We start from the raw sequence: 22,944 nt of genomic DNA on the forward strand, positions 1-22,944 counted from the left end.
AAGGTCAACTTTGAGCCTCAGAAGGTCAACGTCGAGCCTCAGAAGGTCAACTTTGAGCCTCAGAAGGTCAACTTTGAGCCTCAGAAGGTCAACTTCGAGCTTCAGAAGGTCAACATTGAGGTTTAAAGGGTAATTCTAAATCAAAAAATACTCAACTACTTCTTGTGGGGTGGGCGTCTCGCCCGCCCTAAGCCAGAGGCGCTCATGTTGCCCACCCCACAAGATTGGGTAATTTATTTGTTGGAAGTCCCTAATGGCAGGACAATATTTAGCAAGGCTGTGACTCTTGCAACTGCGTAGCTTGCCGCCGTAGGCATCGCATCACCGTTGAGATAGCGAATAGCAACGGACGTGTCCAGAACGGTTTCAGCCAGCCGAGTTTATTATGTAGATAGTATTTAAAGAGCGTTGAGTGTAAAGATGACAATGGAATCAAAGCAAGATGACATTACTATTCTTCAGGAAGCTGAGAAGCGTTTACGGCGACTGTCTCCAGAAAGGCTGCGGGTAGTGAGTGATTTTCTAGCTGCTCTAGAAGAAAAAGAAGAACATGAGGCGACGATGGAACTTTTGAATCTCCCTGGTTTTGAGCAAGCTTTGCATGAAGCTATGCAGGAAGCTGAGGCTGGGGAAGTGGTGCCATTTGACAGTATTCGTCGTCATGTATGAACTGGTACTCACTCGCAAAGCACAGAAGTTTTATCAAGAAGTAGATGCATCATTAGCAAAACGACTAAACCGTTGTTTTGACCAACTGCGACAGAATGCTTATGAACATCCAAACATTAAGCGGCTTAAAGGCGATTTCGCGGGTCTTTTTCGCTATTAAGTTGGTGTCTGGCGAGTTGTTTATCAGGTGGATGAAGAACAGCAACTAATTACTATTTTACTGATAGCCCATCGGAGCGATGTATATCGGTGAGTGTGTCAAGTATTAATGTGGAGATAAGCACAATAAGTTGTATTACAGGAAATACTGATGAACCGCTCGAAAATAATTGCCATTCTTACAGGTGCGATTTCGATCATTTTAGCGATCGCATCCTATTCATGAAAGTACCGTTTATCTCGAAAAGAAGTCTCCGACTGGAAACGCCTAATAAAAAGCTCTGCCTCTTAACTTGCGGCAGAGCCAAAATAAAGACTTAACGGCAAAAGTCAGCTAGATCCCATCCTCCTGAGATCGAAGTTGTGTCTCTGGCTGAGTTGAGCCAGCAGGCAAAACCCGATGTTCAGATCCCAAAGTTCCATTAGGAGAATCTGGAGGCTTTGAGCCACCCGATCCCTTCCGAGATAATATACTTTGAGCCAGAGTCTTAACTAAGATGTACAGAATTGGCACTAAAAACAAACTCAAAAACGTTGAAAGCAGCAGCCCCCCAAAGAGCGCTGTTCCTAAAGACCAACGGCTGCTGGCTCCAGCCCCTTGAGAGATCACCAAGGGCAAAAATCCTAACAGCGCTGCAAAGGAAGTCATCAAGACCGGTCGCAGACGTTCTTGCCCCGCTTTCACCGCCGCCCGCGTGTAGCTCATGCCCTGCTCATGCAGCTGATTGGCAAATTCTACAACTAAAATTGCGGTCTTTGCGGATAGACCAATCAAAGTCACCAAACCTACCTGGCAATAGATATCATCCACCACTTTCGGGAAGAGGCTACCTGCCATGAAAATATTGGAACGTAGCCAAATCGCCGTCATCGCTCCCAAAACTGCCAGGGGAACTGTCAGCAAAATAATGATCGGGTCAATGTAGCTTTCATACTGAGCCGCCAGCACCAGAAAGACAATAACGAACGCGAAGCCAAAAATCAACCCCGTAGATCCCCCAGATGTCTTCTCCTGGAGATAAGTCCCTGTCCATTCATAACCAAACCCCTTGGGTAAGACTTCTGCTGCTAGTTTTTCCATCGCTTGAATCGCCTGTCCAGAACTAGCACCAGGAGCAGGAGCGCCCTGGACTTTGATAGACCTGTACAAGTTATAATGGGAAATGGTTTTCGGCCCCACAAAGGGAGTAACCTTCACCAAATTGCTCAACGGAATCATCGCCCCACTTGCAGAGCGAACATACAGCTTACCAATATCATCTGGATTAGAGCGGAAAACCCCATCTGCTTGGACATATACTCGATACTGTCGCTGTCCCTGCACAAAGTCATTCACATATTGCGACCCCAAGTAACTTTGCAACGCCCCAAAGATGTCATTGAGTTCGACATTGAGAGATTTGGCTTGGTTGCGATCTACCTGGATGTCAAATTGGGGAGTGTCTGCGGTGAACTGAGTGAAGACACCTTGTAAAACAGGGTTTTTATTCGCCGCCCCAATGAACTTTTGAGCAGCATCAACCAGGGTTTGAATCGGCGCACTTCCGGTTTTGTCTTGAATGATAAACTCAAAACCACCCGTAGTACTTAATCCTCTAACTGGCGGAGCATTCACAGCGATCGCTCTCGCATCTGTAATTGTAGAGAGCTTTTTGTTCATCCTCTGAAGTATTCCATAGACAGACTGAGATTCTTCAGGTCTCTCTTTCCAGGGTTTCAGGTTAGCAAAGGCAATGCCTAAATTAGAAGCATTCCCATCGAAACCAAAGCCACTGATCATAAAACTAGCTTGAACTTCGGGAAGCGATGTTACTTCCTTAACAACCCGATTCATCACAGATTCGGTGTATTTCAAAGAAACCCCGTCAGGCCCTTGGACAACTACAAAGAAGTAACCCTGGTCTTCCTCTGGAATAAATCCAGTCGGCACTGCTTTATACATCAAAACCGTTGCTACTAAACCACTGATAAAAACCCCAATTACAATCGGCTTGACATGGGTAAGGTAGCTAACAAACCCGACATAGCGGCGCGTAAACCAGCTAAATCCCCGATTAAACAGCCCAAAAAACCACCCCAAAGGACCCCATCCAGTCTGAGCAGGGCGCATCAGGATGGCTGCCATACTCGGAGAGAAAGTTAAAGCATTAAAGGTCGAAATGGCAATAGAGCAAGCAACGGTTAACCCAAATTGTTTGTAGACAATCCCAGTAGTGCCGGGAATGAATGTAACTGGAAGGAATACCGCCATGAGTACAAGTGAAGTGGCAATGACTGCCCCACTCAACTCTTTCATGGCTTCGATCGCTGCATCAAGGGGCTTCATACCCTGCTCCAGTTTGACTGAAACTGCCTCCACCACAATAATGGCATCATCGACAACAAGACCGATCGCCAGGACGAAACCAAATAAGGTCAGTGTATTAATCTGAAATCCTAAAACCAACAGAGCCGCACACGTCCCAACCAAGGAAACGGGGATCGCCACAGTAGGAATGATCGTGGTACGCCAGTCTTGCAAAAAGACAAAAATTACCAAAACCACCAAGATAATCGCTTCAACTAGAGTGTGTAGAACTTCTTCTAAAGAAATTTCTACAAATGGAGTGGTATCAAATGCCAACTGTGCTTTTAGTCCAGGTGGAAAACTCTTCGCTAGTGTTGCGATCTGGTCTTCAACAGCATGAGCAACTTGTAGAGCATTACTACCCGGAAGTTGATATATCCCCAAACCCACGGCTGGCTTGGGAGTACTTCCTGGTAAGGTGAATTTGGCATCAGCGAGATAGCTCTCTGCTCCCAGTTCAACTCGACCGATATCTCTGACCTTAACTAGGGTGCTATTAGTGCTATTAGTGCTGCTATTAGTGCTGCTATTATTGCTGCTATTAGTGGTGTTATTAGTGGTGTTATTAGTGCCACCTTGACTCACCTTCAGCACCATGTCCTCAAATTCAGCCGCATCTTTAAAGCGACTGGTTGCCCGTAAAGCAAATTCAAAGCTTTGATTATCTGGTGCTGGTTCCTTACCAATCGCTCCTGCACCCACCTGAATATTTTGTTCTTGCAGGGCAGTTGTCACATCTTGAGGAGTTAGTTGATGTTGGGCAAGCTTGTTGGGATCAAGCCAAAGACGCATGGCATATTTGCGCTCCCCAAAAATCGTTGCTTTTCCTACACCAGGAAGCCGTTTGATCTGATCGAAAATAAACAGATCGACATAGTTACTGATAAAAATGTTGTCATACTCATTATTTTCTGAGTAAAACCCAAAGACGAGAAGCAGACTGCTCGATGCTGTTTCAACGGTGACACCTGTTCGTTGAACAGTATCTGGCAATTGAGGTTCAGCAAGTCCTTCTTTATTTTGAACGTTTACTTGAGCAATATCGCTATTGACTTGAGTTGGGAAGGAGACAGTTATATTGCTGGAACCATCATTACCCGTATTAGAAGATATATAAGATACATCTTTAACACCATTAATTTGTCGCTCAATAATGTTGGTGACAGTGCTTTCTGTTGTTTGAGCATCCGCACCAATATTGGTGGAGCTAACGGTGATTTGCACGGGGGCGAGGTCTGGTAGCTGAGAAATCGGTAGGATCGGAATACAGATGCTTCCCAGTAGCAAAATGATGAACGTGCAGACCGTCGTCAGGACTGGACGTCTGATGAAGGTGTTGACAAACATAAAATCAGGGAAAACTTCAAGACTGGTTAGTGAGGTAAGTAGGTGGGCGCAATTAAAGTTAACTGACGTGGGCTGTCATTTGTCCTTTGTCCTTTGTCATTGGTAAGGGTTTTAAGCCTATTTACGTTCCGTAACATAATTTGGTTTATTCCCACCAACTTACTTAGTAGCTTTTTATTAAAGCCGTCGTAATACACCATCCCTGAATAGGGTGAGGATATAAGGCATTGAGCGACGATTGTATCTATGATCTCCTAAAAAAGACAACAACTTTAAGAAACAGTGTACCGTGAGGCGCATGGGAACGTGGGGAAAAGAAAGGAACAAGTTGTCTTTGAGACTCAGGGTAAAGTACCTGAAAGCTTGAAGAGAGATACTTTCTAGGTCTTTGGTGAATTGGCTGCACCTATTTGGCAAAAACTGCTATTGTCTGGATTGGGTTAAATTATTTTGTTCGTCAGAATTTGCTGGTAGGCTTGGATTGTTTGCCTAGCGATCGCATCCCAGCTAAAATTTTCCAAGGCATATTTTTGGGCGTTTAATCCCCGTCGTTGGCGTTCTGCGGGATTTTGCAAAGCTTCTTGCAGTAACTCTACCAGCGCTTGCACATCTGTTGCGCCTACCCAACCCGACTCGCTATCACGCACCTGTTGACAAATATGCACTTGGTCAGAAATTACCACTGGTGTTCCTGCTACCATCGCCTCAGCAACAGCAATCCCAAAATTTTCGTAGTAGGAAGGTAAGACAAATAAATCAGCAGCTTGTAGTAAACTAACTTTTAGTTCACCAGTGACAAAGCCCGTAATTGTCGTGTGCGATCGCAGTGGTGAATTTTGAATTTGGGATATGATCTTTTTTTCGTAATCTGGATCTTGGGGATTTGTTCCAGCTAAGACAAAATGAAACTTATAACCAACGGCTAACAGCTTCTCTAGCGCCGGAATCAACAAATTTAACCCCTTTTTCGGGTCAATTCGTGACATAAACAGCACCAACGGTACATCCTCTGGTATTTGCAACTGACTACATACATTTTTAATTTGGGATTGACGGGGGATTACACCCAAGGGAATTACCAAATCTGGCGTAGATACTCCAAAACGTTCTGATATTTTAGCTTCTTGATCGCTGGTAAAATGAATTGCTGCCGCACCAGCTAAATTTTGACGTTCTATAATTGCGACATAAAGCTGTTTTAATTGCTTTTTTTTGCGTAAATCAGCCGGATCAAGAGTACCCAAAGGACGGAAAATATAAGGTAGCTTTTGCTGACGACAGACAATAGCAGCAGCACTAATTATTGGGGAGAATAGAGCATGAATATGTGCTATGTCAAACTCGTGAGCATGAAGTTTTAGCCAGTTTAATAAATCTAGGGAAAATTTGTAGCGACGAAACGGGGCACAACGAAAGTAAATTATTTCATAGCCATCTTGTTTAATTGGGCGATTTAAAGGAACATCTAGAGGTGTTTGACCATTATCGCCATTACTATCAGTTGTGAGAATTGTAACTTCCACTCCCTCTTTTACCAACGCTGGAGCTAATCCTAGTACCATTTGACTCGGACCGCCGTAAATTAGAGAAATTGAGGGGACAATTTGTAATATTTTCATTTATTTGTCATTTTTATTTTGTTATTTGTCATATCATGTCCGGGCAATTAAGCATAATACCCGGAACCCCAAAGAGCCAAAGCTGCGCTTTAGCTCCCCTCCCCGCCTGCGGGGAGGGGTTGGGGGTGGGGTTCTTATTTGTGATTTATGTAAGAAGTCTACTAATGACTAATGACTATTGACTACTAACCAATTCTTGATAAAACTCTAATTGCTGTTTAGCTAAAGCTTTATTTGTATATTTAATCATTGCTTTCTGATAACCCATTTCACCGAGAGTATGAGCAAAAGAGGGTTTATCCATTAATTGAACTAAGCAATTAGCAAGGGCTTGAACATCACCTTCAGGAAATACTAAACCAGCATCGCCAATTACATAGGGAATTTCACCAGAATCAGAACCAATTACAGGTACTTGGCAAGCCATTGCCTCAATTAGCACATGACCAAATTGTTCTTTCCAGCCAACAGAAGTTAAGGTTTTAAACTTGTAACTTGTTTCTGAAGGCAGTACCAAAGTACTCATTAAATTGATATAGTTTGTAACCTCGTCATGAGGGACACTTTCTACCAAAATAAATCGTTCTTTAATATTATTTTCTGTCGCTATTTTGATTAATTCACTTTGTAACTCTCCCCGTCCCAGCAGTAGTAATTTCCAAGGTTTATTTTTCAAAATCACTAAGGCTTGTAAAAGTGTTAATAAACCTTTTTCTTGGACAAAACGCCCAACGAAACCTACCACAAAATCTCCTTTTTCAATGCCCAACTTAGCTGCTAGTTCTGGTTGGGCTTTGGGAATAAATAGACTTTCATCTATACCTAGTTGTGGCATAACTTTAATTACCCCTTGATATCCTCGTTGTCGCAAAACTTCTGCTCCATCCTGATTGCCAGAAATAATACCGTGGCTGTGATTGAGGTTATATTTTTCTAACAAAGAAACTGGTGGCTTCAGGCTATATGGTAGATTCCACCAAGTAAAAAATACATTTTTTGCCTTCAGTCCCAAGAGTTTATTTAAGGCAATCATCTGAGTATAAGCCAATGCTCTAGACCCTTGTTCTACCTGGATGATTTGGGGGCGAAATTGTTTTAACAAAGATATCAAATCAGTACCAAATGTCAGAAGTCCCTGATGATTTTGACTGAAATTAGAAACGGGAACTATTTTAAATGTGCCTTCATCGCGGTATTCAGTTTCAATAATTCTGTTTTGCACGCCACCTGGTTTCCAGCGCTTTGGGACTACAACTGTCACTTCAACTCCCGGTTCTAGTTGAGATAAAGCGCGTAATTTTTCACAGTTGAGGTCTACGATATAAGTGTGACTAGCAACTAAGATTTTCATTGTTATTTGTCATTTTTTTAATAACCAGTACTTACGCAAAATTATGAAAAAACGAACCGCAAAGGACGCAAAGGACGCAAAGAAATAAGAGTTTTAGAGAGTTTTTGCCCAATGCCCAATACCCAATGCCCAATCACTAAACTTGTTCATCCAATCGACTGTAAATTTGACCATCGTTCCATATTGCTTGAATGACAGTACCCAAGGCTTTGAAAAAACCCAAAATGTAGAAAATAGCGCGAGTGGCAATTTTGATGGGGGAACCACTTTTATGGCAAGGTGGGCGTCCCAGTACGTGACAGTCAAATAAACGGGCGAATAGGCGTAAAGCTTGAGTTGGAGTGAGGTTTTTCAGCCCCAGTAAGAAATGGTTGTGGTAGAAGGTGAGTTGATATTTTAGCGATCGCATACTAATATCATGACAACCCCCTGTTTCTTCGCCTAAATGTACCAAATGGGCTTCTGGGTCGTACCAAATTTTATACCCCGTTTGCCGTACCCGCAAACAAAAGTCTGACTCTTCGCGCACTGCACTACCGCCAAACCTCTCATCAAATTTCAGTCCGTACTTAGTAAAAATATCGCGGCGAAAAGACATATTACAACCCCTCGCTGTCAGTACTTGCTGAGGTTTGATGGTATGTACTAAATCAATATAATACCAAGCAATTCCTGGGTCCATTGCCTGGGGGGGCAGATATTCAATCTCTAAATCTCCCCCAGAATCGTCCAATTTCATTCTGTCAAATACCCGTCCAGCCACAGCCCCCACCTCTGGATTTTGCAAATAATTTTTTGCATGGGCTGCTAACAATCCTGGGGTTAGCTGAACATCATCATCAATAAATAATATTATTTCACCAGATGACCGCCGGACGGCATAATTTCGCGCCCCTGGCAAACTTGCCCAATCTAAGCGCAACCATTTAATTTTACCTGCCTTTGCCATCTCCTCCAGGTAGGCTTGAATTTCTGGTTGGTGTTTTGGGGTTTGGTCTACAACTAAAACTTCAAAATTTGGATAGTCCTGTTTTAGAACATCCACAATGCTATCGCGTAGCGGTTCCTCTCGCCCATAGGTTGGTATAACTACAGAAATTAAAGGGTAATTAGCCATAATTTTTTCTACTACTTTATCTAAAGGTAATTGGAATTTTCGTTAATCATGGGAAACACTAATTTTGCTTATTCATGACTTGTCTACCGACAGCATACTGGAATATTTTCACTATGTCCCGTCAGCTTATTAGAGGTTTTTGTTTTCTTGCTTTCTTAGGATCTGCTTCTTTCTTCTCTTGTTTATCTAATATCGGCAATTTAAAAAGAACTCCCGCAAAAAACCAATAATAGACAGCAACTGGATCAACATCTAGAGGATAGTAGTAGGTGTTGTAGCTAATAAACAATATAAACACCCACAAAGCTGCTCCGTAACTGCGGAAATTACGGTTTTTTATGGAGCGATAGGTTTTAAAGCCAATAATTGTTAAACTTGTTACCAAACCCAGAAACGCTAGTACTCCAATAATTCCAACTTCATAAAGCAGTTTCGGGTAGTAGGTTTCCACAAGCTTAGTTTTACCCATTACACGGGCAGAGTTGGTTGCTCGACCTAAGCCACTTCCCAATGGCCCCTCTACGTTTTTCCAATTCTCTTCAAATTGCTGGATGATAAAATCTTGAGGTGGTGAAGCGTCCCAGCGACCGGTAAAACTCTCGGTTCTCTCTTGCACGAGAACAGGGTTACTCACGATCGCAATTCCCAAAATCAAGGCAAGTCCCACGCCTATGGGGATAAATCGTTTCAGGTTGCCAATTTGTCCGGTGAGCAATAGCAAAATCCCGAAGCAGATTGGTACTAAAGCTAAGGCGATTCTCTGTCCAGAGATTAGAGCATTGATAAAGACTGCCACTAAAGAACCTAAACCAAGCAACCGCCATATTGGGGAGGGGTCGGTAAAGCCGGTGGCAAAGGTAAAAAAGGTGCTAGAAATTAAGAACCATGCCCACTGCCAAGGAGCTACAAATGTCCCTGGTAGGCGAATAACCCCTTCTTCGGGACTATATAAGAGCGCTCCACCAAAATAACACCGGGCTTCTAGTGATGTGACAAATAGGGCATTTCCTTCAAGACCTCTAGTGCCTTGACATACACCAGTTAGTAGTAAGAAGTATTGAATAAATCCCAGCACACAGCAAATCAGTATGAGAGCAATCTGGAGACGTGATAAAAATAGAAAATCCCGCTTATCGCGAATTAAATAGTAAGCACAACCAATCAGGGGGACATAGCCTAAAAATACTTTTAGTCCCAGAATTCCCATGCCTAATGGTATTTCTTTCTCTGCTTTTTCTAATAGTCCCACACTAGGCGGATTAAACTGCTGTCCACCATTGATAAACAACAGTGTTAGCAGACTGCAACCCAAAACAATATAAAGTGGGATTTTAATGCCTTGGGGAATAATTAGGGGTAGCCCCTGTTTACGGCAAGTCTGCCAAAGTCCAATTAGCGCTGGAACGTAAAAAGCATCTTTAGCTAATTGGAGTATGGGACTATTGCCCAAGTAGTAAGTGATAGTACCCCCAATAGGTACGTAAATGATGAAGGCATATAATGCTTGGCGCGGGTATTTGTAGGAAAAAGACATGATGATTATCCCTAAAACCCCAGGAACTGCCGCTTTAATTCCAGCTACGAAAAAAAGCAGAATGCCAACGAAGATACCGCCAAAGGTGGCAGTGGTGAGTAAGCTAGTGAATTCTTTACGTGCTTGGGCTGCTTTGCGCTTTTGGGCTGACTGTTCTTTGAGGCTAAGAGTAGGAGTTTCTTTTTTAGCCTGTTTTTTTGATTTTTGATTTTTTGATTTGAATTTCGGCATAGTGGCGCTCTAGCCTATCAGCCTTAAAAAACATCTATAGCTTACATACAAATGGATTGGAATGGCTATAGCGTGTACAAGCCGAATTCATCCTTAAGTGATTGAGTTAAGGATTTTCGATTAAAAATGATGAAGTTTAACTTCATTGAACCGTAAAAAAGATTTTCTCCTGTTTCTACAATGTAAACTGCTCCAGGAAATGGTAATGGTTCAATAGGGTTAGCTTTGTTTTCTAATACGCCTCTGACTTTACCGTGGTCTATATAATATTTGTAGTATCCATAACCCCGATTATATTCTGCGTTTTCTGGTAAGAAATTTAAGTCATATCGGATAATATTGGATGTATTGCATATTCTATAGAAATTTTTTCTTTTAATATATATATATTGACTACCTTCTTTATATTTATAACCTTTATCGATAAACCATCCATTAGAGTTAGGATGTTGCTGAATAAATGCGGCTAAGTTTTTACTGATGCAATCATCTGCATCAACTGCCATAGTGTGAGTTGGAGAAAATTGACGAGCATGCATTAATCCCTTCAATATTTTTCGCCCTTTATCTGTTTCTCCTCTAGCTATAGGGTTTGGCTCGTTGGGAGGAGGAAAGTCAACTGTAATATACGTAATCTGGGGATGGTTAAATTCTATTTTTGGTTGTTCATGGCAAACGACAATAGCGTGAAAATCAGGAGAGGTTTGATTGCAAATTGATTTGAGGCATCTTTCAAATAATTGGGTGACACGCTCCCAGGAATTGGAAACTTGCTGACTTTTAAGTAGGATAACAAAAACAAGCATTTTACTACCTTATAGAAGATAACTAAAGAATACACAGAGTACTATTTCCTTGTTATAACCCACATTTTTAACTTCAACCTGTAATCTGAATACTTCGACAAATATTACCAAAATTAGTTATAAAATTAAGTATTAACACTGATCTAGCCTAGGCTTATGGCGTAGGCGTAGCCCGTCGTAGATATCGCTATTCAACTACTAAGTAGGTAGGTGTAATTAAACATAAGATCAAACCTCACCCTCAATCCCTCTCCGTGAGTTCGGAGAGGGATTGAGGGTGAGGTTTTATATTTAATTTGACCCACTTACTTAGTACAGCAGTTTTGACTTTTGACTTTTGACTTTTGACTTCCGCCTTGCGGTACTAGTATGTCAATACTTGTAATACGGGCATACTACAAACATAAGTGCGGAATGTCGGTTATAAAAGAGGTTTACAATAAACGTAACTTAGACTGCTATGTGTTGCTGGACTTGCGAAACTAATTCATTTGTCCAGTAGTTAGTAAGTTCAGCATTGGCAGCTTCCACCATAACCCTGATCACTGGTTCTGTGCCAGAGGCGCGAACCAAAATTCTGCCGGAATCACCCATTGCAGCTTCCGCAAGAGCGATCGCTTGTTGCAGAGGTTGGCAATCTTGCCATCCTAAACGGCGATCGCGATCGATAACTCGCACGTTCCGCAACAATTGCGGATAGGTCTGGAAGCTTTGATCTACTAATTCTGCTAGGGAAACACCCGCCTCTTTTACCAAAGCTGCTATGTGTAATGCTGTTAACAAGCCATCTCCAGTCACAGCATAATGACGGCAAAGAATATGACCTGATTGTTCGCCGCCTAGCATTGCCCCAGTCCGCAACATTTCGGCTTGCACATATTGGTCGCCGACTGCGGTGCGAATTAAGTTTCCACCCTGTTGCTGCCAAGCTTTCTCAAAGCCTAAGTTGGCCATGACAGTAGATACAATCAGATTATTCGGCAGTTGTTGCTTTTGTTGTAAGTGGCGTCCCCAGAGATAGAGAATGTAATCGCCGTTAACTTGCCTTCCTGTATTGTCTACTCCTAAGACGCGATCGGCGTCGCCATCAAAGGCAAAGCCGATGTCGGCATTGTGTTCTTGTACTGTTGCTGCCAGAATATCTAAATAAGTGGAACCACAGTTAACATTAATGCGATCGCCATCCGGTTCGTTATGCAAGCAGATTACCTCTGCCCCCATTTCTGTAAATACTGATGGTGCTAACCCGACGGCTGCTCCCCACGCCAAGTCTAAAACAATCTTCATTCCCTGAAGATTTAGGGAACTGTTCAAGGGTTTTTTCAACGCCGAGCTATAATCCCCCACTAACTCCAAACGTGAGTAATGCCGTCCGCAATTACTGACTCTAGTAATGGGTGATATCTTGCCACGCATTCCGGCTTCTATTTCTGCCTGCAATATTTGCGGTAACTTCCCACCATCGGCATTAAAAATCTTAATACCATTATCCTCTGGGGGATTGTGGCTGGCAGAAATCATCACTCCGCCGATGGCTTCACTGATGCTGGTGAGATAGGCAACGCCAGGAGTAGGACATAATCCCAAATACCAGACCTCTAATCCTGCTGCTGTTAACCCTGCACTCAAAGCCATTGCCAACATATCGCTAGAGTTTCTAGAGTCCTGTCCGAGAATGACTGGCCCGACTTGAGTCGCATGGTTACGTAAAACAATCCCCGTCCAAAAACCAACTTGTAATGCTAGCGGCGCACTCAGTAATTCTCCGACTCGTCCGCGAATCCCATCTGTGCCAAATAAGGGATTTGCTGGTAGTGGGATTAAATTCAGTGCAAAACTGCTCTCAATCCCTTTGCCCAATCCCTCAACTTCGGAAGCAGAACCCTCAGCAATGCCCGATGTCCGAATTATAGATGAAACCATATCTTTAAACACTCCACATAATCACACCGAAAAATAGCACTTAAGATTTTATTCAGCAATTTTGACGTGCTTTTTCTTTTTAGAAATTCATTCTAAATCAGGCCGCACTTACGTAATAGTACTTAAATTTTACCTCTTTCATTGTAAATTTTTTATAAAGCCAATATTGGTTTTTGCATTATCAGTAAAGTCTCCACATTTTAGCTAATTATTCCTTTTATACTCTCAACTTGTGTCTTGATTTTTATCCACTTTGCAATGCTACTAACAAAGAACAAACTGTAATAAATATTATCGAACAGAATTCAGGAGTCAGGAGTCAGAATACAAGAAGGGTATTCTGTGCGATGGTTACTGAGCTTTTGCCTGCCCTGAGCTTGTCGTACCCTTCGGGAAGCAAGCTACGCGTAGCGTCTCGTAGAGAAGGGTCGAAGTACTGGCGGATGAATAATCGGCGTTTTTGCACCCCCACCAAAAATTCTAGTTTTGTGGTGTTCAATCAGTCGCGGGTCCCAATCCCCGACTGATGGTTACGTAGCTCTGCTGAAGTATTGATTCTGAATTCTGGATTCTGGATTCTGCATTCTTCTTCAACCTTATTTAATCACAAGTGTTTTTCACCAAAGCTGAGAATGAAAGCAAAATTCAGCTAATAACAACAAAAAATCAAAACACTGAAATCTAAAGTTCTATTCCCTTAGCCCTGTTGGTGTGTAAAAAATTACAAAATCATGGCAGCTTAAAAAATTTTAATATAAATTCTCATCAAATAGTTTTAAGGTAACGTTTTAATGGCTTTTTTAGCCGTTAGTGAATCAAAACTTCGGCAGTTGAGTTTTAAAGTTGAGAAATTTAGCATGAGCAGCAATTTAGCAGCCAAATTACGTGTAGGCACTAAAAAAGCCCACACAATGGCAGAAAATGTAGGTTTTGTCAAGTGCTTTTTAAAAGGAGTAGTCGAAAAAAACTCTTACCGGAAACTAGTTGCTAACTTCTACTTCGTCTACTCGGCGATGGAAGAGGAAATGGAAAAGCATCGCCAGCACCCAATAGTTTCTAAAATTAACTTTCCCCAGTTAAACCGCAAGTATACTTTAGAGCAAGACCTGAGTTATTATTTTGGTGCCAACTGGAGGGAGCAAATCAAACTATCTCCCGCAGGTGAAGCTTATGTAAAGCGCATCCGAGAAATATCTCAAACAGAACCAGAACTGTTAATCGCCCATTCTTACACCCGTTACCTGGGTGACTTATCCGGGGGGCAAATTCTCAAAAATATTGCCGTAACAGCAATGAATTTGTCTGATGGGCAAGGAACAGCCTTTTATGAGTTTCCAGAGATTCCTGATGAGAAGGCATTCAAAGCGAAATATCGGCAAACTTTGGATGAATTACCCCTTGACGATGCTACAACCGATCGCATAGTTGATGAAGCTAACGCCGCCTTTGGTACGAACATGAAGATGTTCCAGGAATTGGAAGGCAATTTAATTAAGGCGATCGGTGTAATGCTTTTCAACAGCCTCACACGGCGTCGTACACGCGGTAGTACTGAACTCGCCACTGCTGAGTAATGAGTGCGGAGTGTGGAGTGTGGAGTTAGAAGTCTGGATAGCCTGATGAAGGATAATTCATAGGTGTCTCTGGGGAAAGAGCGATGCTTAGGTTGGGCTACGCCGACGCTAAAAACGCTCAAAATAAAATATTTAGGGGCAATAGCCTTGTGACTGCTTTTGATTTGTGAAAGCAAGCATGGGGAGATTGCCCCTCAATTATTTTAAGGCTCCTACTCCCCCACTGCTGACTCCATTGTCCCTGGTTTGACCACATTGGGTGTTGAGGATTGGGGCGATCGCCCTTAGAGTAAATGGGTGAAAAGTAACTTATGTCTACTGTTGACTATTCGTACCAAAAAAGGTACAAGAGTAATGTGATGTGAAATGAATCTATAGCAGTTCTCCTTTGGATGCAATACATGGTAGGGGCACAGCAATGCTCATTGGTGTCAACTTAACGTGAAAGCTTTTTAAAACCTCGTTTCCAGCCTCTGGCTGGAAATGCACCTCATAGCGGCTCTGCCGCAAGTCTTGAGGCGGAGCCTCAACGACGGGCATTCCCAGTCGGAGACTGGGAACGAGATAATCTCTAAAAGCTGCTTCTAGACTAACTTTCACGTTAAGTTGACACGTATGAGCAATGCTGTGCCCCTTACGAGTGGTCTGTATTCCATGCAATTGAGAACCGCTATAAAGAACGCAAGCAAAAACTGGAGGCGCAAAGATGAACAAAAATCCATATATTGGTTCGTCTCTTGATGACCTTCTTGAAGAAGAAGGGACACTTGAAGAAATTAACCTGATTGCTGCTAAACGTGTTATTGCATGGCAGATTAGCAAAGCAATGGAAGAAAAAAAGTTGAATAAGGCAGCAATGGCAAAAGAGATGAAAACTAGTAGATCATCTCTTGATCGGCTGTTAGACCCCAATAACTCATCTGTATCCTTAGACACCATTGCTCGTGCTGCCAGAGTGGTTGGTAAGCGGATACGTTTGGAATTGGTGGATGCAATGTAGGCATAATTCATTTTAAACTGTATCAATTGAAGTCCCTGAAATTTAAGGGCTTCAAACCCCTGTTGTACCGTATTAAATTGCTGTAACAAATAGGCTATTGCTGTGCCCCTACGCCGTGAGTCTATTTACCTGAAAATAGCTGTAAAATAACTAAGTCAATCTTCAAACCAAGCTTAATCTCAGTATTTAAGTTTGTAATCCATAAAACTTACCATACTGAGTAAATCAGGCAAAAATATGGCTGCAAAAATTCCTGTCACAGTGATCACAGGCTTCTTAGGTAGTGGAAAAACCAGCCTAATTCGCCACCTGCTACAAAACAACCAAGGGCGCCGCATTGCCGTTATAGTCAACGAATTTGGCGAACTCGGTATTGATGGCGAATTGTTAAAATCCTGTCAAGTTTGCCCGGAAGATGGTGAGGGCGACACTAATATCTTTGAATTAACTAACGGCTGCTTATGCTGCACCGTACAGGAAGAATTTTACCCGATGATGCAAGAGTTAATCAAGCGGCGAGATAGCATCGACTGCATTTTGATTGAAACAAGTGGTTTAGCTTTACCTAAACCACTGATTAAGGCTTTTCGCTGGCAGGAAATTCGCAACGCCGCCACTGTGGATGCTGTAATTACTGTGGTAGATTGTGCGGCGGTAGCGGCGGGGACATTTGCTAGTGATCCAGAGGCGATCGCAGCCCAACGGCAAGCAGATGATAGTCTAGAACATGAAACACCCTTACAAGAACTGTTTGAAGATCAACTTGCTTGTGCAGACTTGGTGGTGTTGAATAAAATTGACTTGGTAGACGCCGAGACAAAAGCCAGAGTTCAGGAATTAATTAAGCAAGAGTTGCCCAGAGTGGTGAAGATTGTCGAGAGCGATCTTTCTCAACTTGATGCATCTATATTATTAGGATTCCAAGCCGCAGTCGAAGATAACTTAGATTCTCGTCCTAGTCATCACGATACTGAAGAAGATCACAATCACGACGAAGAAATTACCTCAGCTAATTTAATTTTGGATCGTACTTTTGACCCAGAAAAGCTACAACAGCAGTTGGAAATATTGGCACAAGAACAAGAAATTTACCGGATTAAAGGCTTTGTAGCAGTGCCAAATAAATCCATGCGCCTAGTGATGCAAGGCGTGGGAACCCGATTTGATAAATTTTACGATCGCCCCTGGAAACCAGAAGAGGCCAGACAAACGCGCTTAGTTTTCATCGGTCGTGATTTGAAGTCTTCAGAAATCGAATCACAACTTGTAGCTTTATAAGTATACCCAGATCCCCGACTTCTTTGAGAAGTCGGGGATCTATATCCTGAGAATAATAACTGAAAATTCGCAACTCATAATTGATCACTCTCCACCTCATAAAAATATGATGATATCTCAACTATTTAACGTTGCTAATCTTTTCGTATTACCATTTTGGGCGTTGATGATTTTCTTGCCAAACTGGAAAGTCACACGGCGGATCATGGAATCATATTTGCCTTTTGTGCTGTTAGCTGGGGCGTATTTGTATTTGTTTATCAACAGCATTACGCCAGAAAATGCCCAAGCTTTATCGAATCCCCAATTAGCTGATATTGCGCGATTTTTTGCAGATGAAACAGCTGCTGCAACGGGTTGGATTCATTTTTTAGTGATGGATTTATTCGTCGGTCGTTGGATTTATTGGGAAGGACAGAAAACGGGTATTTGGACAATTCACTCTCTGGCTTTGTGTTTGTTTGCTGGGCCTTTGGGATTACTCTCTCACATCTTGACTGACTGGATTGCTAAAGCATTTTTCCCGAAGTTTCAGCAGAATAAAACGGCGACGGTAACAGAACAAGAAATATCATCAACTGGCACATAGTAGTAGGCGCAAACAGATGTACGCCCCTACTCTTGTTCTGACTTTTCATTCTTATCTGGAAAATCTCTCTCCTACAAGGAGAGAGACTTTGAATTTTCCCCCTTCCCGTGTCGGGAAGGGGGCTAGGGGGTTAGGTCTTTCATGGGCTTTTCCACATGACCTGAATTGTCAGACTCTTGTTACGTAAATTGATAATGGATAATCAGTTTACTTCCATTGCCAATTACCTGATTTTAAAATCAATTAAGCGTTGTCATGTCTATAGTCGGCATCTAACCAACACCGTGGTAGAACTTCACCTGAAGGAAAAACGAGATTTTCTTTTTTAAAAGTCTCAGGTTGCTGTTCTTCTTGACCTTCTTGGTCTTTTGCGTGAACAACATTAGTATTCGGGTCAAGTAATTCCTGAATTTCAACAATTTTTACCAATTCGCCACTATCTTTGACTTGTAAAAGCATCTAAATTGCCTCAATAAGTTTGCATGAAAGTTGAAAGTAAGTCTCAACAACTCACTCACATCTCAACCGATTGATCGGGCTGAGATTCCTTAATTGTTAAAGGAAATTTTTACCAGATATGCATATATAAATTGTACAAGATTCATCTATGTGTATCTGTGGTTTTTACTTTTATAAAATTGACACTGTTAACTCATCCCCAATTCAGCATCTCAAATTCCAAATTTAATCAGGGAATGCTGACCGAGAAAATTGTTTAATTCAAATAATCTTGGTATTAGCGATTAGATTTCGCGTTGATATTTTTCCAAAATATCTACTAATGTTACCTGACATTGCAGTGGCAGTAAATCGATTAAAGGAAGTTCACTTCTACCGCCGCCAATTTTTATTGGAATTGATCCTAAGACTTCTAAAACTCGGTCTTCATTTACAGCGTTGGAAGTAATTAAGGGATAGAGTTGCTCGGCAACAAGGGTATGCAGCTTGGCATTAGATAAATAAAGATGCCATTTGGCAACGTCTATGTAGACGTTTTCGCCAATTTCAGCTGCTAGGGCTTCCAGTAGTTCTGTGGTGTTAGTCTTAGCCATAAAAAATAACCCTATATTCAGAAAGAGTGCGAAATCTCAGGCTTTTTTACATTATCGCTCAATTAACAGGCTGATTCTACTACCACAGGTTACAATCGCCCCAGCATCAGCAATCCGTCTTCAGGTGGATTTGGGTGGAGTTTCGGTGTAGTTAGCGATCGCACCAATATAAATTAGATGCACCAACACTATTACTATCCAACTTGCTGTTACCCACGGCAGCCACTCCCAGGTAGTGCCTTTTAAGATGTGGAAAAACCACAAGCCAGAATTAATAGTAGCAGCGATCGCTACATGCACGGCAAAATTCATCCGGTCATCGATCTTGCGGTAATCTGGGTCTTTGCGATCGGGTTTGCGAGGCCAACGAGGAGGCATAAATATTTATTACAGATTTAAATACACCCTATTCATTCTAAGGTTTTTGGGGTAGCGGTTGCTATTAGACTCCTATAACCAGTCATCGGGGAGTGGGGAGTGGGGAGTGGGGAGTGGGGAGTGGGGAGTGGGGAGTGGGGAGTGGAGATGAGGGAGATGAGGGGGATGAGGGGGATGAGGGAGATGAGGGAGATGAGGGAGATGATCTCTCTATTAGAGAAACTACCAGATGATGAGGAGTCTTTAATTTGGAATTGTTATTGCTCTGGCGAGGAATAATCTGCTGATTTCCCGCCACTCTTACTTATTAAACGAATTGATTCAATTTGAATCGACTTTTCTAAAGCTTTTGCCATATCGTATAAAGTCAGGGCAGCCACAGAAACAGCAGTTAAGGCTTCCATCTCTACACCAGTTTCAGCTTTGGTTTTGACTGTGGCTTGAATTTGATAACCAGGTAGTTGGGGATTGGGTATAATCTCGACTGCGATTTTTTGCAAAGGCAAGGGATGACACAAAGGAATTAAAGTGGCTGTTTGTTTTGCTGCCATAATCCCAGCCAATCTTGCAGTTGCTAACACATCCCCTTTTGGGACATTTCCGGCTTGAATGGCAGCGAAGGTGGTTGGCAGCATTCGCACATTGGCCTCGGCTACTGCTTGGCGGATAGTGGGTGCTTTCTCAGACACATCTACCATCTGTGCCTGTCCTTGGTGATCTAGATGGGTTAAGTTGGCAAAATGAGATGGAAAATTATCTTGCGTCATTTGGTTAGAACGTGTTAATATTGATTGTCGGTGAGGGCGTGTAGCTCAGTGGACTAGAGCACGTGGCTACGGACCACGGTGTCGGGGGTTCGAATCCCTCCTCGCCCGTTTTTGAAAGTTAAGAGTTGAAAGTTAGGAGTGAAGAATTAAAGTTCCTCACTCCTAACTTTTAATGTCATTTGTCATTTGTCCTTTGTCCTTTGTCCTTTGTCATTTGTCAATCAATATTTACTCTTAACTAATGACCAATGACGAATGACCAATGACAAATCAATACCATTGTTACCTTACTTAACCTTTTTTGCTACCACCTCTCGCACGCGATAGATAGGCCGTCCTTGGGATTCATGGTATGTACGCATGAGCAATTCTGCTAAAAGACCGAAGCAAAATAACTGTACTCCAGTGACTAGCAGAAGAACTGCTAAAATCAGCAAAGGGCGATTGCCAATCATTTCACCTAAAGCCAATTTGACGAAAGTTAAGTAAATTCCGATCGCTGTCCCTGAAACCATTGAAATCAAGCCTAACAGCCCAAAAACGTGCATCGGGCGGGTGAGAAACTTTTTCATAAACAGAATGGTTAACAAATCCATCAACACCCGGAATGTCCGCCAAATCCCATATTTACTGCGACCAAAGCGACGGGCGTGATGACGCACGGGCATTTCGGTAATTCTAGCTCCTTCAATGTACGCCAGGGCAGGTAAAAATCGGTGTAATTCTCCGTAGAGATTCATGTCTGCCAACAGTTCTGTACGATAGGCTTTCAGTGAACAGCCATAGTCATGAATATTCACGCTAGTGGTATGGCGAATTAGCCAATTGGCAATTTTAGAAGGAAGTAACCGATTTACGGCACCATCTTGGCGTTTTTGCCGCCAACCACTCACCAAATCGTAACCCTCGTCCAGCTTTGCTAATAACATGGGGATATCAGCTGGGTCATTTTGGAGATCAGCATCTAAAGTAACGATCGCTTTACCGACTGCATAATAAAATCCAGCAGCCATCGCCGCAGTTTGTCCGTAGTTGCGACGCAAAATCACCGCCTTTAAATCAGTGCGGATTTGCGCTTCTTGCTTGAGAAATTCCCCAGAACCATCTGTAGAACCATCATCCACACAAATGATTTCATAATTTATCTGACTAGAGGATAAAATAGATGCGATCGCTTCTAGTAAAAGTGGCAAACTTTCCACCTCGTTATGTATCGGCACCACCACTGAAACATCTGGGACAATTACGGAAATCACCCCATTTTCCTCAATCACCCCTTGATAAACCTTCCCACTCCTCATAAGCCTCAGCGTCCTCAGCGTCTCTGTGGTTCGTAACTCTTGATAACTCTACCAGCACCTCGCAGCTGCTGATAGTACGACTGACTAACTGCATCTCCCTGTTCCGAGAGAATATCAATCCCAATCCCATCCCGTCCCCGATCTTTCCCAGAACTATGGATGTAATAACCATCCGCCAAATAAAGTCCGACATGGGTGGCTTTTTGGCTAGTTCCAAAAAATACTAGATCCCCGGCTACTAATTCTGCAATAGTAATTGGTTGAGTGAATCCTTCCTGTTGATAGGCATCTCTGGGTAGCCAAATACCCACCGAAGCAAACGCCGCCTGCATCAACCCAGAACAGTCATAATTTGGCCCAACTGTACCACCCCAAAGGTAATAATTTGATTGTTGCATCGCTTTTTGGGTAAAGGCAATAACCTCTGCTAGGAGTTTTTTAATCTCAGATTCAGAAAATGTTGCAGCCTGATAAGGTACAGTAGCAAATTGTAATGAATCAAAATCTGAAAGGGATAGCCATCCCGGATAGTCATCTTCACACAAATACACCTCAACCACTGAATTTTGATGATTTGATGTTACCCATAAATGTCGCCCAGATGCGGCTTGAGTTGCTCCCCGTGTACATTCAGGAGAATCATATAAATTCAGGTCAGCTAAACATTGATACTCCCCTGATTGGGGATTTCGGCTTCTCTCCGAGACGCTACGCGAACGCTCACTCGAACGATTTGGGACTTCGGCTTGGCTCAGTCCTTCGACAAAGCTCAGGAACCATCGAACGATTTGGGATTTTAGATTAAAGGACATTATTAGAGAATGATTTTTTTTAATAAAGACGAACAACTCGAAAATCTTGGGTTAGGCATTTTAGATGCAACTTGGGCAGAATTTCCGACCTTAGCCCGTAATCAAATTGCCCTGACTTGGGTTGTTTACGATCCACCAGTACGAGTAAATACTGGTGGTGCGCTGACTCCCAACGCTTTTTGGGATCACCCAGTTCGTGGTTTCACTTATCGCGGTGTGGAGCGGATTTATCCCGCCAGTGTAGTCAAACTATTTTATCTGGTGGCGGTCAACGAATGGTTAGAAAAAGGCATGAGTCAAACTTCCAAGGAGTTGGAGCGAGCCTTGCGAGATATGATTGTAGATTCCAGCAATGATGCTACTAGCTTGATTGTGGATATCCTGAGCGGTACCACATCAGGGGCAGAGTTACCAATCGGACCCTTTGAAACTTGGAAATATCAGCGTAATATTGTTAACCGTTATTACCAAACTTTAGGTTGGGAAGAAATGGAGACGATTAACGTCTGTCAAAAAACTTGGGGTGATGGGCCATATGGACGGGAGCGGGCGTTTGTGGGAGAGTTACTGGAAAATCGCAATATGGTGACAACAAATGCGATCGCTAGGTTACTGCATAGTATTGTAGGTGGAGTGGCGGTTTCAAGTGCGCGATCGCAAGCAATGATGGCTTTGCTCAAACGCAATCTCAACGATTTGCCTGCTGATACCGAGGAAAATCAGGTAACAGGTTTTTTAGGTGGTGGACTGACTGAAAATGCTCAAATTTGGTCAAAGGCAGGCTGGACAAGTCAAGTTCGCCATGATGCTGCGTATATTGAGATACCAAATCAGCGTCCCTATCTCTTAGTGGTATTTACTGAAGGTAAAGCACAGGCTAAGAGTCGGGCTATTTTGCCCTTTGTTTCTAAATTAGTTGCTTCGGCGATCGCTAGTTTATGATCTACTGCGATCGCATCGCCACAATACCTATTTCTTCCTTTGCGGTTCGTTAAGGAATAGGAATTAAATAACATACAATTTATGTCCCTGGTTTACCTCACCCTCAATCCCTCTCCGATATATTGGAGAGGGAAGCTAGAGATAGGAT

The 22,944-nt window shown here is 42.6% G+C and carries 22 protein-coding genes and 1 tRNA gene; 8 read left to right on the forward strand and 15 right to left on the reverse strand.

The genetic code is table 11. From position 1 onward, the window contains the following. The first annotated feature begins 426 nt into the window (after positions 1–426). The gene (locus V7K27_RS25440; protein ID WP_334951008.1) at positions 427–669 is read left to right on the forward strand and encodes a hypothetical protein; all 243 of its coding nucleotides are present in this window, start codon (positions 427–429) and stop codon (positions 667–669) included. After that, on the forward strand, positions 662–829 hold the full coding sequence (locus V7K27_RS25445) for a type II toxin-antitoxin system RelE family toxin (RefSeq protein WP_334951010.1): 168 nt from the start codon (positions 662–664) through the stop codon (positions 827–829). The genes V7K27_RS25440 and V7K27_RS25445 overlap by 8 nt, the downstream gene beginning before the upstream one ends. A 333-nt stretch (positions 830–1,162) precedes the next feature. Here the strand turns inward: V7K27_RS25445 and V7K27_RS25450 are convergent, their stop codons facing one another. The 7 genes from V7K27_RS25450 to glmM all read right to left on the reverse strand — a co-directional run bounded on the left by V7K27_RS25450 (position 1,163) and on the right by glmM (position 13,103). Beyond that, positions 1,163–4,522 (reverse strand): efflux RND transporter permease subunit, encoded by a 3,360-nt coding sequence (locus V7K27_RS25450; RefSeq protein ID WP_334951012.1) that lies wholly within the window; start codon positions 4,520–4,522, stop codon positions 1,163–1,165. Positions 4,523–4,962: 440 nt separating this feature from the next. Beyond that, positions 4,963–6,141 (reverse strand): hormogonium polysaccharide biosynthesis glycosyltransferase HpsP, encoded by a 1,179-nt coding sequence (gene hpsP, locus V7K27_RS25455; protein ID WP_334951014.1) that lies wholly within the window; start codon positions 6,139–6,141, stop codon positions 4,963–4,965. A gap of 175 nt (positions 6,142–6,316) precedes the next feature. Then, positions 6,317–7,492 (reverse strand): hormogonium polysaccharide biosynthesis glycosyltransferase HpsO, encoded by a 1,176-nt coding sequence (hpsO, locus tag V7K27_RS25460; protein ID WP_334951016.1) that lies wholly within the window; start codon positions 7,490–7,492, stop codon positions 6,317–6,319. 136 nt (positions 7,493–7,628) lie between these two features. Further along, on the reverse strand, positions 7,629–8,609 hold the full coding sequence (gene hpsN / locus V7K27_RS25465) for a hormogonium polysaccharide biosynthesis glycosyltransferase HpsN (protein WP_334951018.1): 981 nt from the start codon (positions 8,607–8,609) through the stop codon (positions 7,629–7,631). Between the two features lie 121 nt (positions 8,610–8,730). After that, positions 8,731–10,374 carry a hormogonium polysaccharide biosynthesis protein HpsL gene (gene hpsL / locus V7K27_RS25470; protein ID WP_334951020.1) on the reverse strand — a complete coding sequence of 548 codons (1,644 nt, stop codon included), beginning with the start codon at positions 10,372–10,374 and terminating at the stop codon, positions 8,731–8,733. Positions 10,375–10,439: 65 nt separating this feature from the next. Beyond that, entirely contained in the window at positions 10,440–11,180 is a 741-nt protein-coding gene (locus V7K27_RS25475) for a glycosyltransferase family 2 protein (RefSeq protein WP_334951022.1), read from the reverse strand. A 450-nt stretch (positions 11,181–11,630) separates the two neighbouring features. Next, positions 11,631–13,103: a phosphoglucosamine mutase gene (gene glmM / locus V7K27_RS25480; protein WP_334951024.1), complete on the reverse strand. Its 1,473-nt coding sequence runs from the start codon at positions 13,101–13,103 to the stop codon at positions 11,631–11,633. Positions 13,104–13,960: 857 nt separating this feature from the next. On the opposite strand from glmM, the gene V7K27_RS25485 reads away from it, so the two are divergent. Then, positions 13,961–14,677, forward strand: a complete 717-nt coding sequence (locus tag V7K27_RS25485; RefSeq protein ID WP_334951084.1) for a biliverdin-producing heme oxygenase — start codon at positions 13,961–13,963, stop codon at positions 14,675–14,677. Positions 14,678–15,049: 372 nt separating this feature from the next. Here the strand turns inward: V7K27_RS25485 and V7K27_RS25490 are convergent, their stop codons facing one another. Beyond that, positions 15,050–15,277: a hypothetical protein gene (locus V7K27_RS25490; protein WP_334951026.1), complete on the reverse strand. Its 228-nt coding sequence runs from the start codon at positions 15,275–15,277 to the stop codon at positions 15,050–15,052. Between the two features lie 106 nt (positions 15,278–15,383). On the opposite strand from V7K27_RS25490, the gene V7K27_RS25495 reads away from it, so the two are divergent. The 3 genes from V7K27_RS25495 (at position 15,384) to V7K27_RS25505 (ending at position 17,544) form a co-directional block, all read left to right on the forward strand. Beyond that, positions 15,384–15,677: a helix-turn-helix domain-containing protein gene (locus tag V7K27_RS25495; protein ID WP_334951028.1), complete on the forward strand. Its 294-nt coding sequence runs from the start codon at positions 15,384–15,386 to the stop codon at positions 15,675–15,677. A gap of 237 nt (positions 15,678–15,914) precedes the next feature. Further along, a complete protein-coding gene (gene cobW / locus V7K27_RS25500) occupies positions 15,915–16,955 on the forward strand; it encodes a cobalamin biosynthesis protein CobW (protein ID WP_334951030.1) in 1,041 nt (346 codons plus the stop codon). 106 nt (positions 16,956–17,061) lie between these two features. Further along, positions 17,062–17,544 carry an ABA4-like family protein gene (locus tag V7K27_RS25505; RefSeq protein ID WP_334951032.1) on the forward strand — a complete coding sequence of 161 codons (483 nt, stop codon included), beginning with the start codon at positions 17,062–17,064 and terminating at the stop codon, positions 17,542–17,544. Between the two features lie 243 nt (positions 17,545–17,787). On the opposite strand, the gene V7K27_RS25510 is transcribed toward V7K27_RS25505, so the two are convergent. The 5 genes from V7K27_RS25510 to moaC form a co-directional block, all read right to left on the reverse strand. Then, positions 17,788–18,003 carry an acetyltransferase gene (locus V7K27_RS25510; protein WP_334951034.1) on the reverse strand — a complete coding sequence of 72 codons (216 nt, stop codon included), beginning with the start codon at positions 18,001–18,003 and terminating at the stop codon, positions 17,788–17,790. Between the two features lie 284 nt (positions 18,004–18,287). Further along, complete coding sequence (locus V7K27_RS25515) at positions 18,288–18,596, reverse strand: DUF3181 family protein (protein WP_334951036.1); 309 nt, start codon at positions 18,594–18,596, stop codon at positions 18,288–18,290. A gap of 120 nt (positions 18,597–18,716) precedes the next feature. After that, on the reverse strand, positions 18,717–18,974 hold the full coding sequence (locus V7K27_RS25520) for a hypothetical protein (protein ID WP_334951038.1): 258 nt from the start codon (positions 18,972–18,974) through the stop codon (positions 18,717–18,719). 82 nt (positions 18,975–19,056) lie between these two features. After that, positions 19,057–19,272: a hypothetical protein gene (locus V7K27_RS25525; protein WP_334951040.1), complete on the reverse strand. Its 216-nt coding sequence runs from the start codon at positions 19,270–19,272 to the stop codon at positions 19,057–19,059. After that, a complete protein-coding gene (gene moaC / locus V7K27_RS25530; RefSeq protein WP_334951042.1) occupies positions 19,232–19,741 on the reverse strand; it encodes a cyclic pyranopterin monophosphate synthase MoaC in 510 nt (169 codons plus the stop codon). The genes V7K27_RS25525 and moaC overlap by 41 nt, the downstream gene beginning before the upstream one ends. 34 nt (positions 19,742–19,775) lie before the next feature. Between moaC and V7K27_RS25535 the strand changes: the two genes are divergently transcribed. Further along, positions 19,776–19,849, forward strand: a tRNA-Arg gene (locus tag V7K27_RS25535). A 179-nt stretch (positions 19,850–20,028) separates the two neighbouring features. Here the strand turns inward: V7K27_RS25535 and V7K27_RS25540 are convergent. Both V7K27_RS25540 and V7K27_RS25545 read right to left on the reverse strand, forming a co-directional pair. Beyond that, complete coding sequence (locus tag V7K27_RS25540) at positions 20,029–21,042, reverse strand: glycosyltransferase family 2 protein (protein ID WP_334951044.1); 1,014 nt, start codon at positions 21,040–21,042, stop codon at positions 20,029–20,031. 14 nt (positions 21,043–21,056) lie between these two features. After that, complete coding sequence (locus V7K27_RS25545) at positions 21,057–21,854, reverse strand: C40 family peptidase (RefSeq protein ID WP_334951045.1); 798 nt, start codon at positions 21,852–21,854, stop codon at positions 21,057–21,059. A 9-nt stretch (positions 21,855–21,863) separates the two neighbouring features. Here V7K27_RS25545 and V7K27_RS25550 point away from each other — a divergent pair, with 9 nt between their 5' ends. Beyond that, on the forward strand, positions 21,864–22,796 hold the full coding sequence (locus V7K27_RS25550; protein ID WP_334951046.1) for a serine hydrolase: 933 nt from the start codon (positions 21,864–21,866) through the stop codon (positions 22,794–22,796). Positions 22,797–22,944 lie beyond the last annotated feature (148 nt).

Origin of the sequence: Nostoc sp. (genome assembly GCF_036919575.1) — a bacterium.
Taxonomy (GTDB): domain Bacteria; phylum Cyanobacteriota; class Cyanobacteriia; order Cyanobacteriales; family Nostocaceae; genus Nostoc.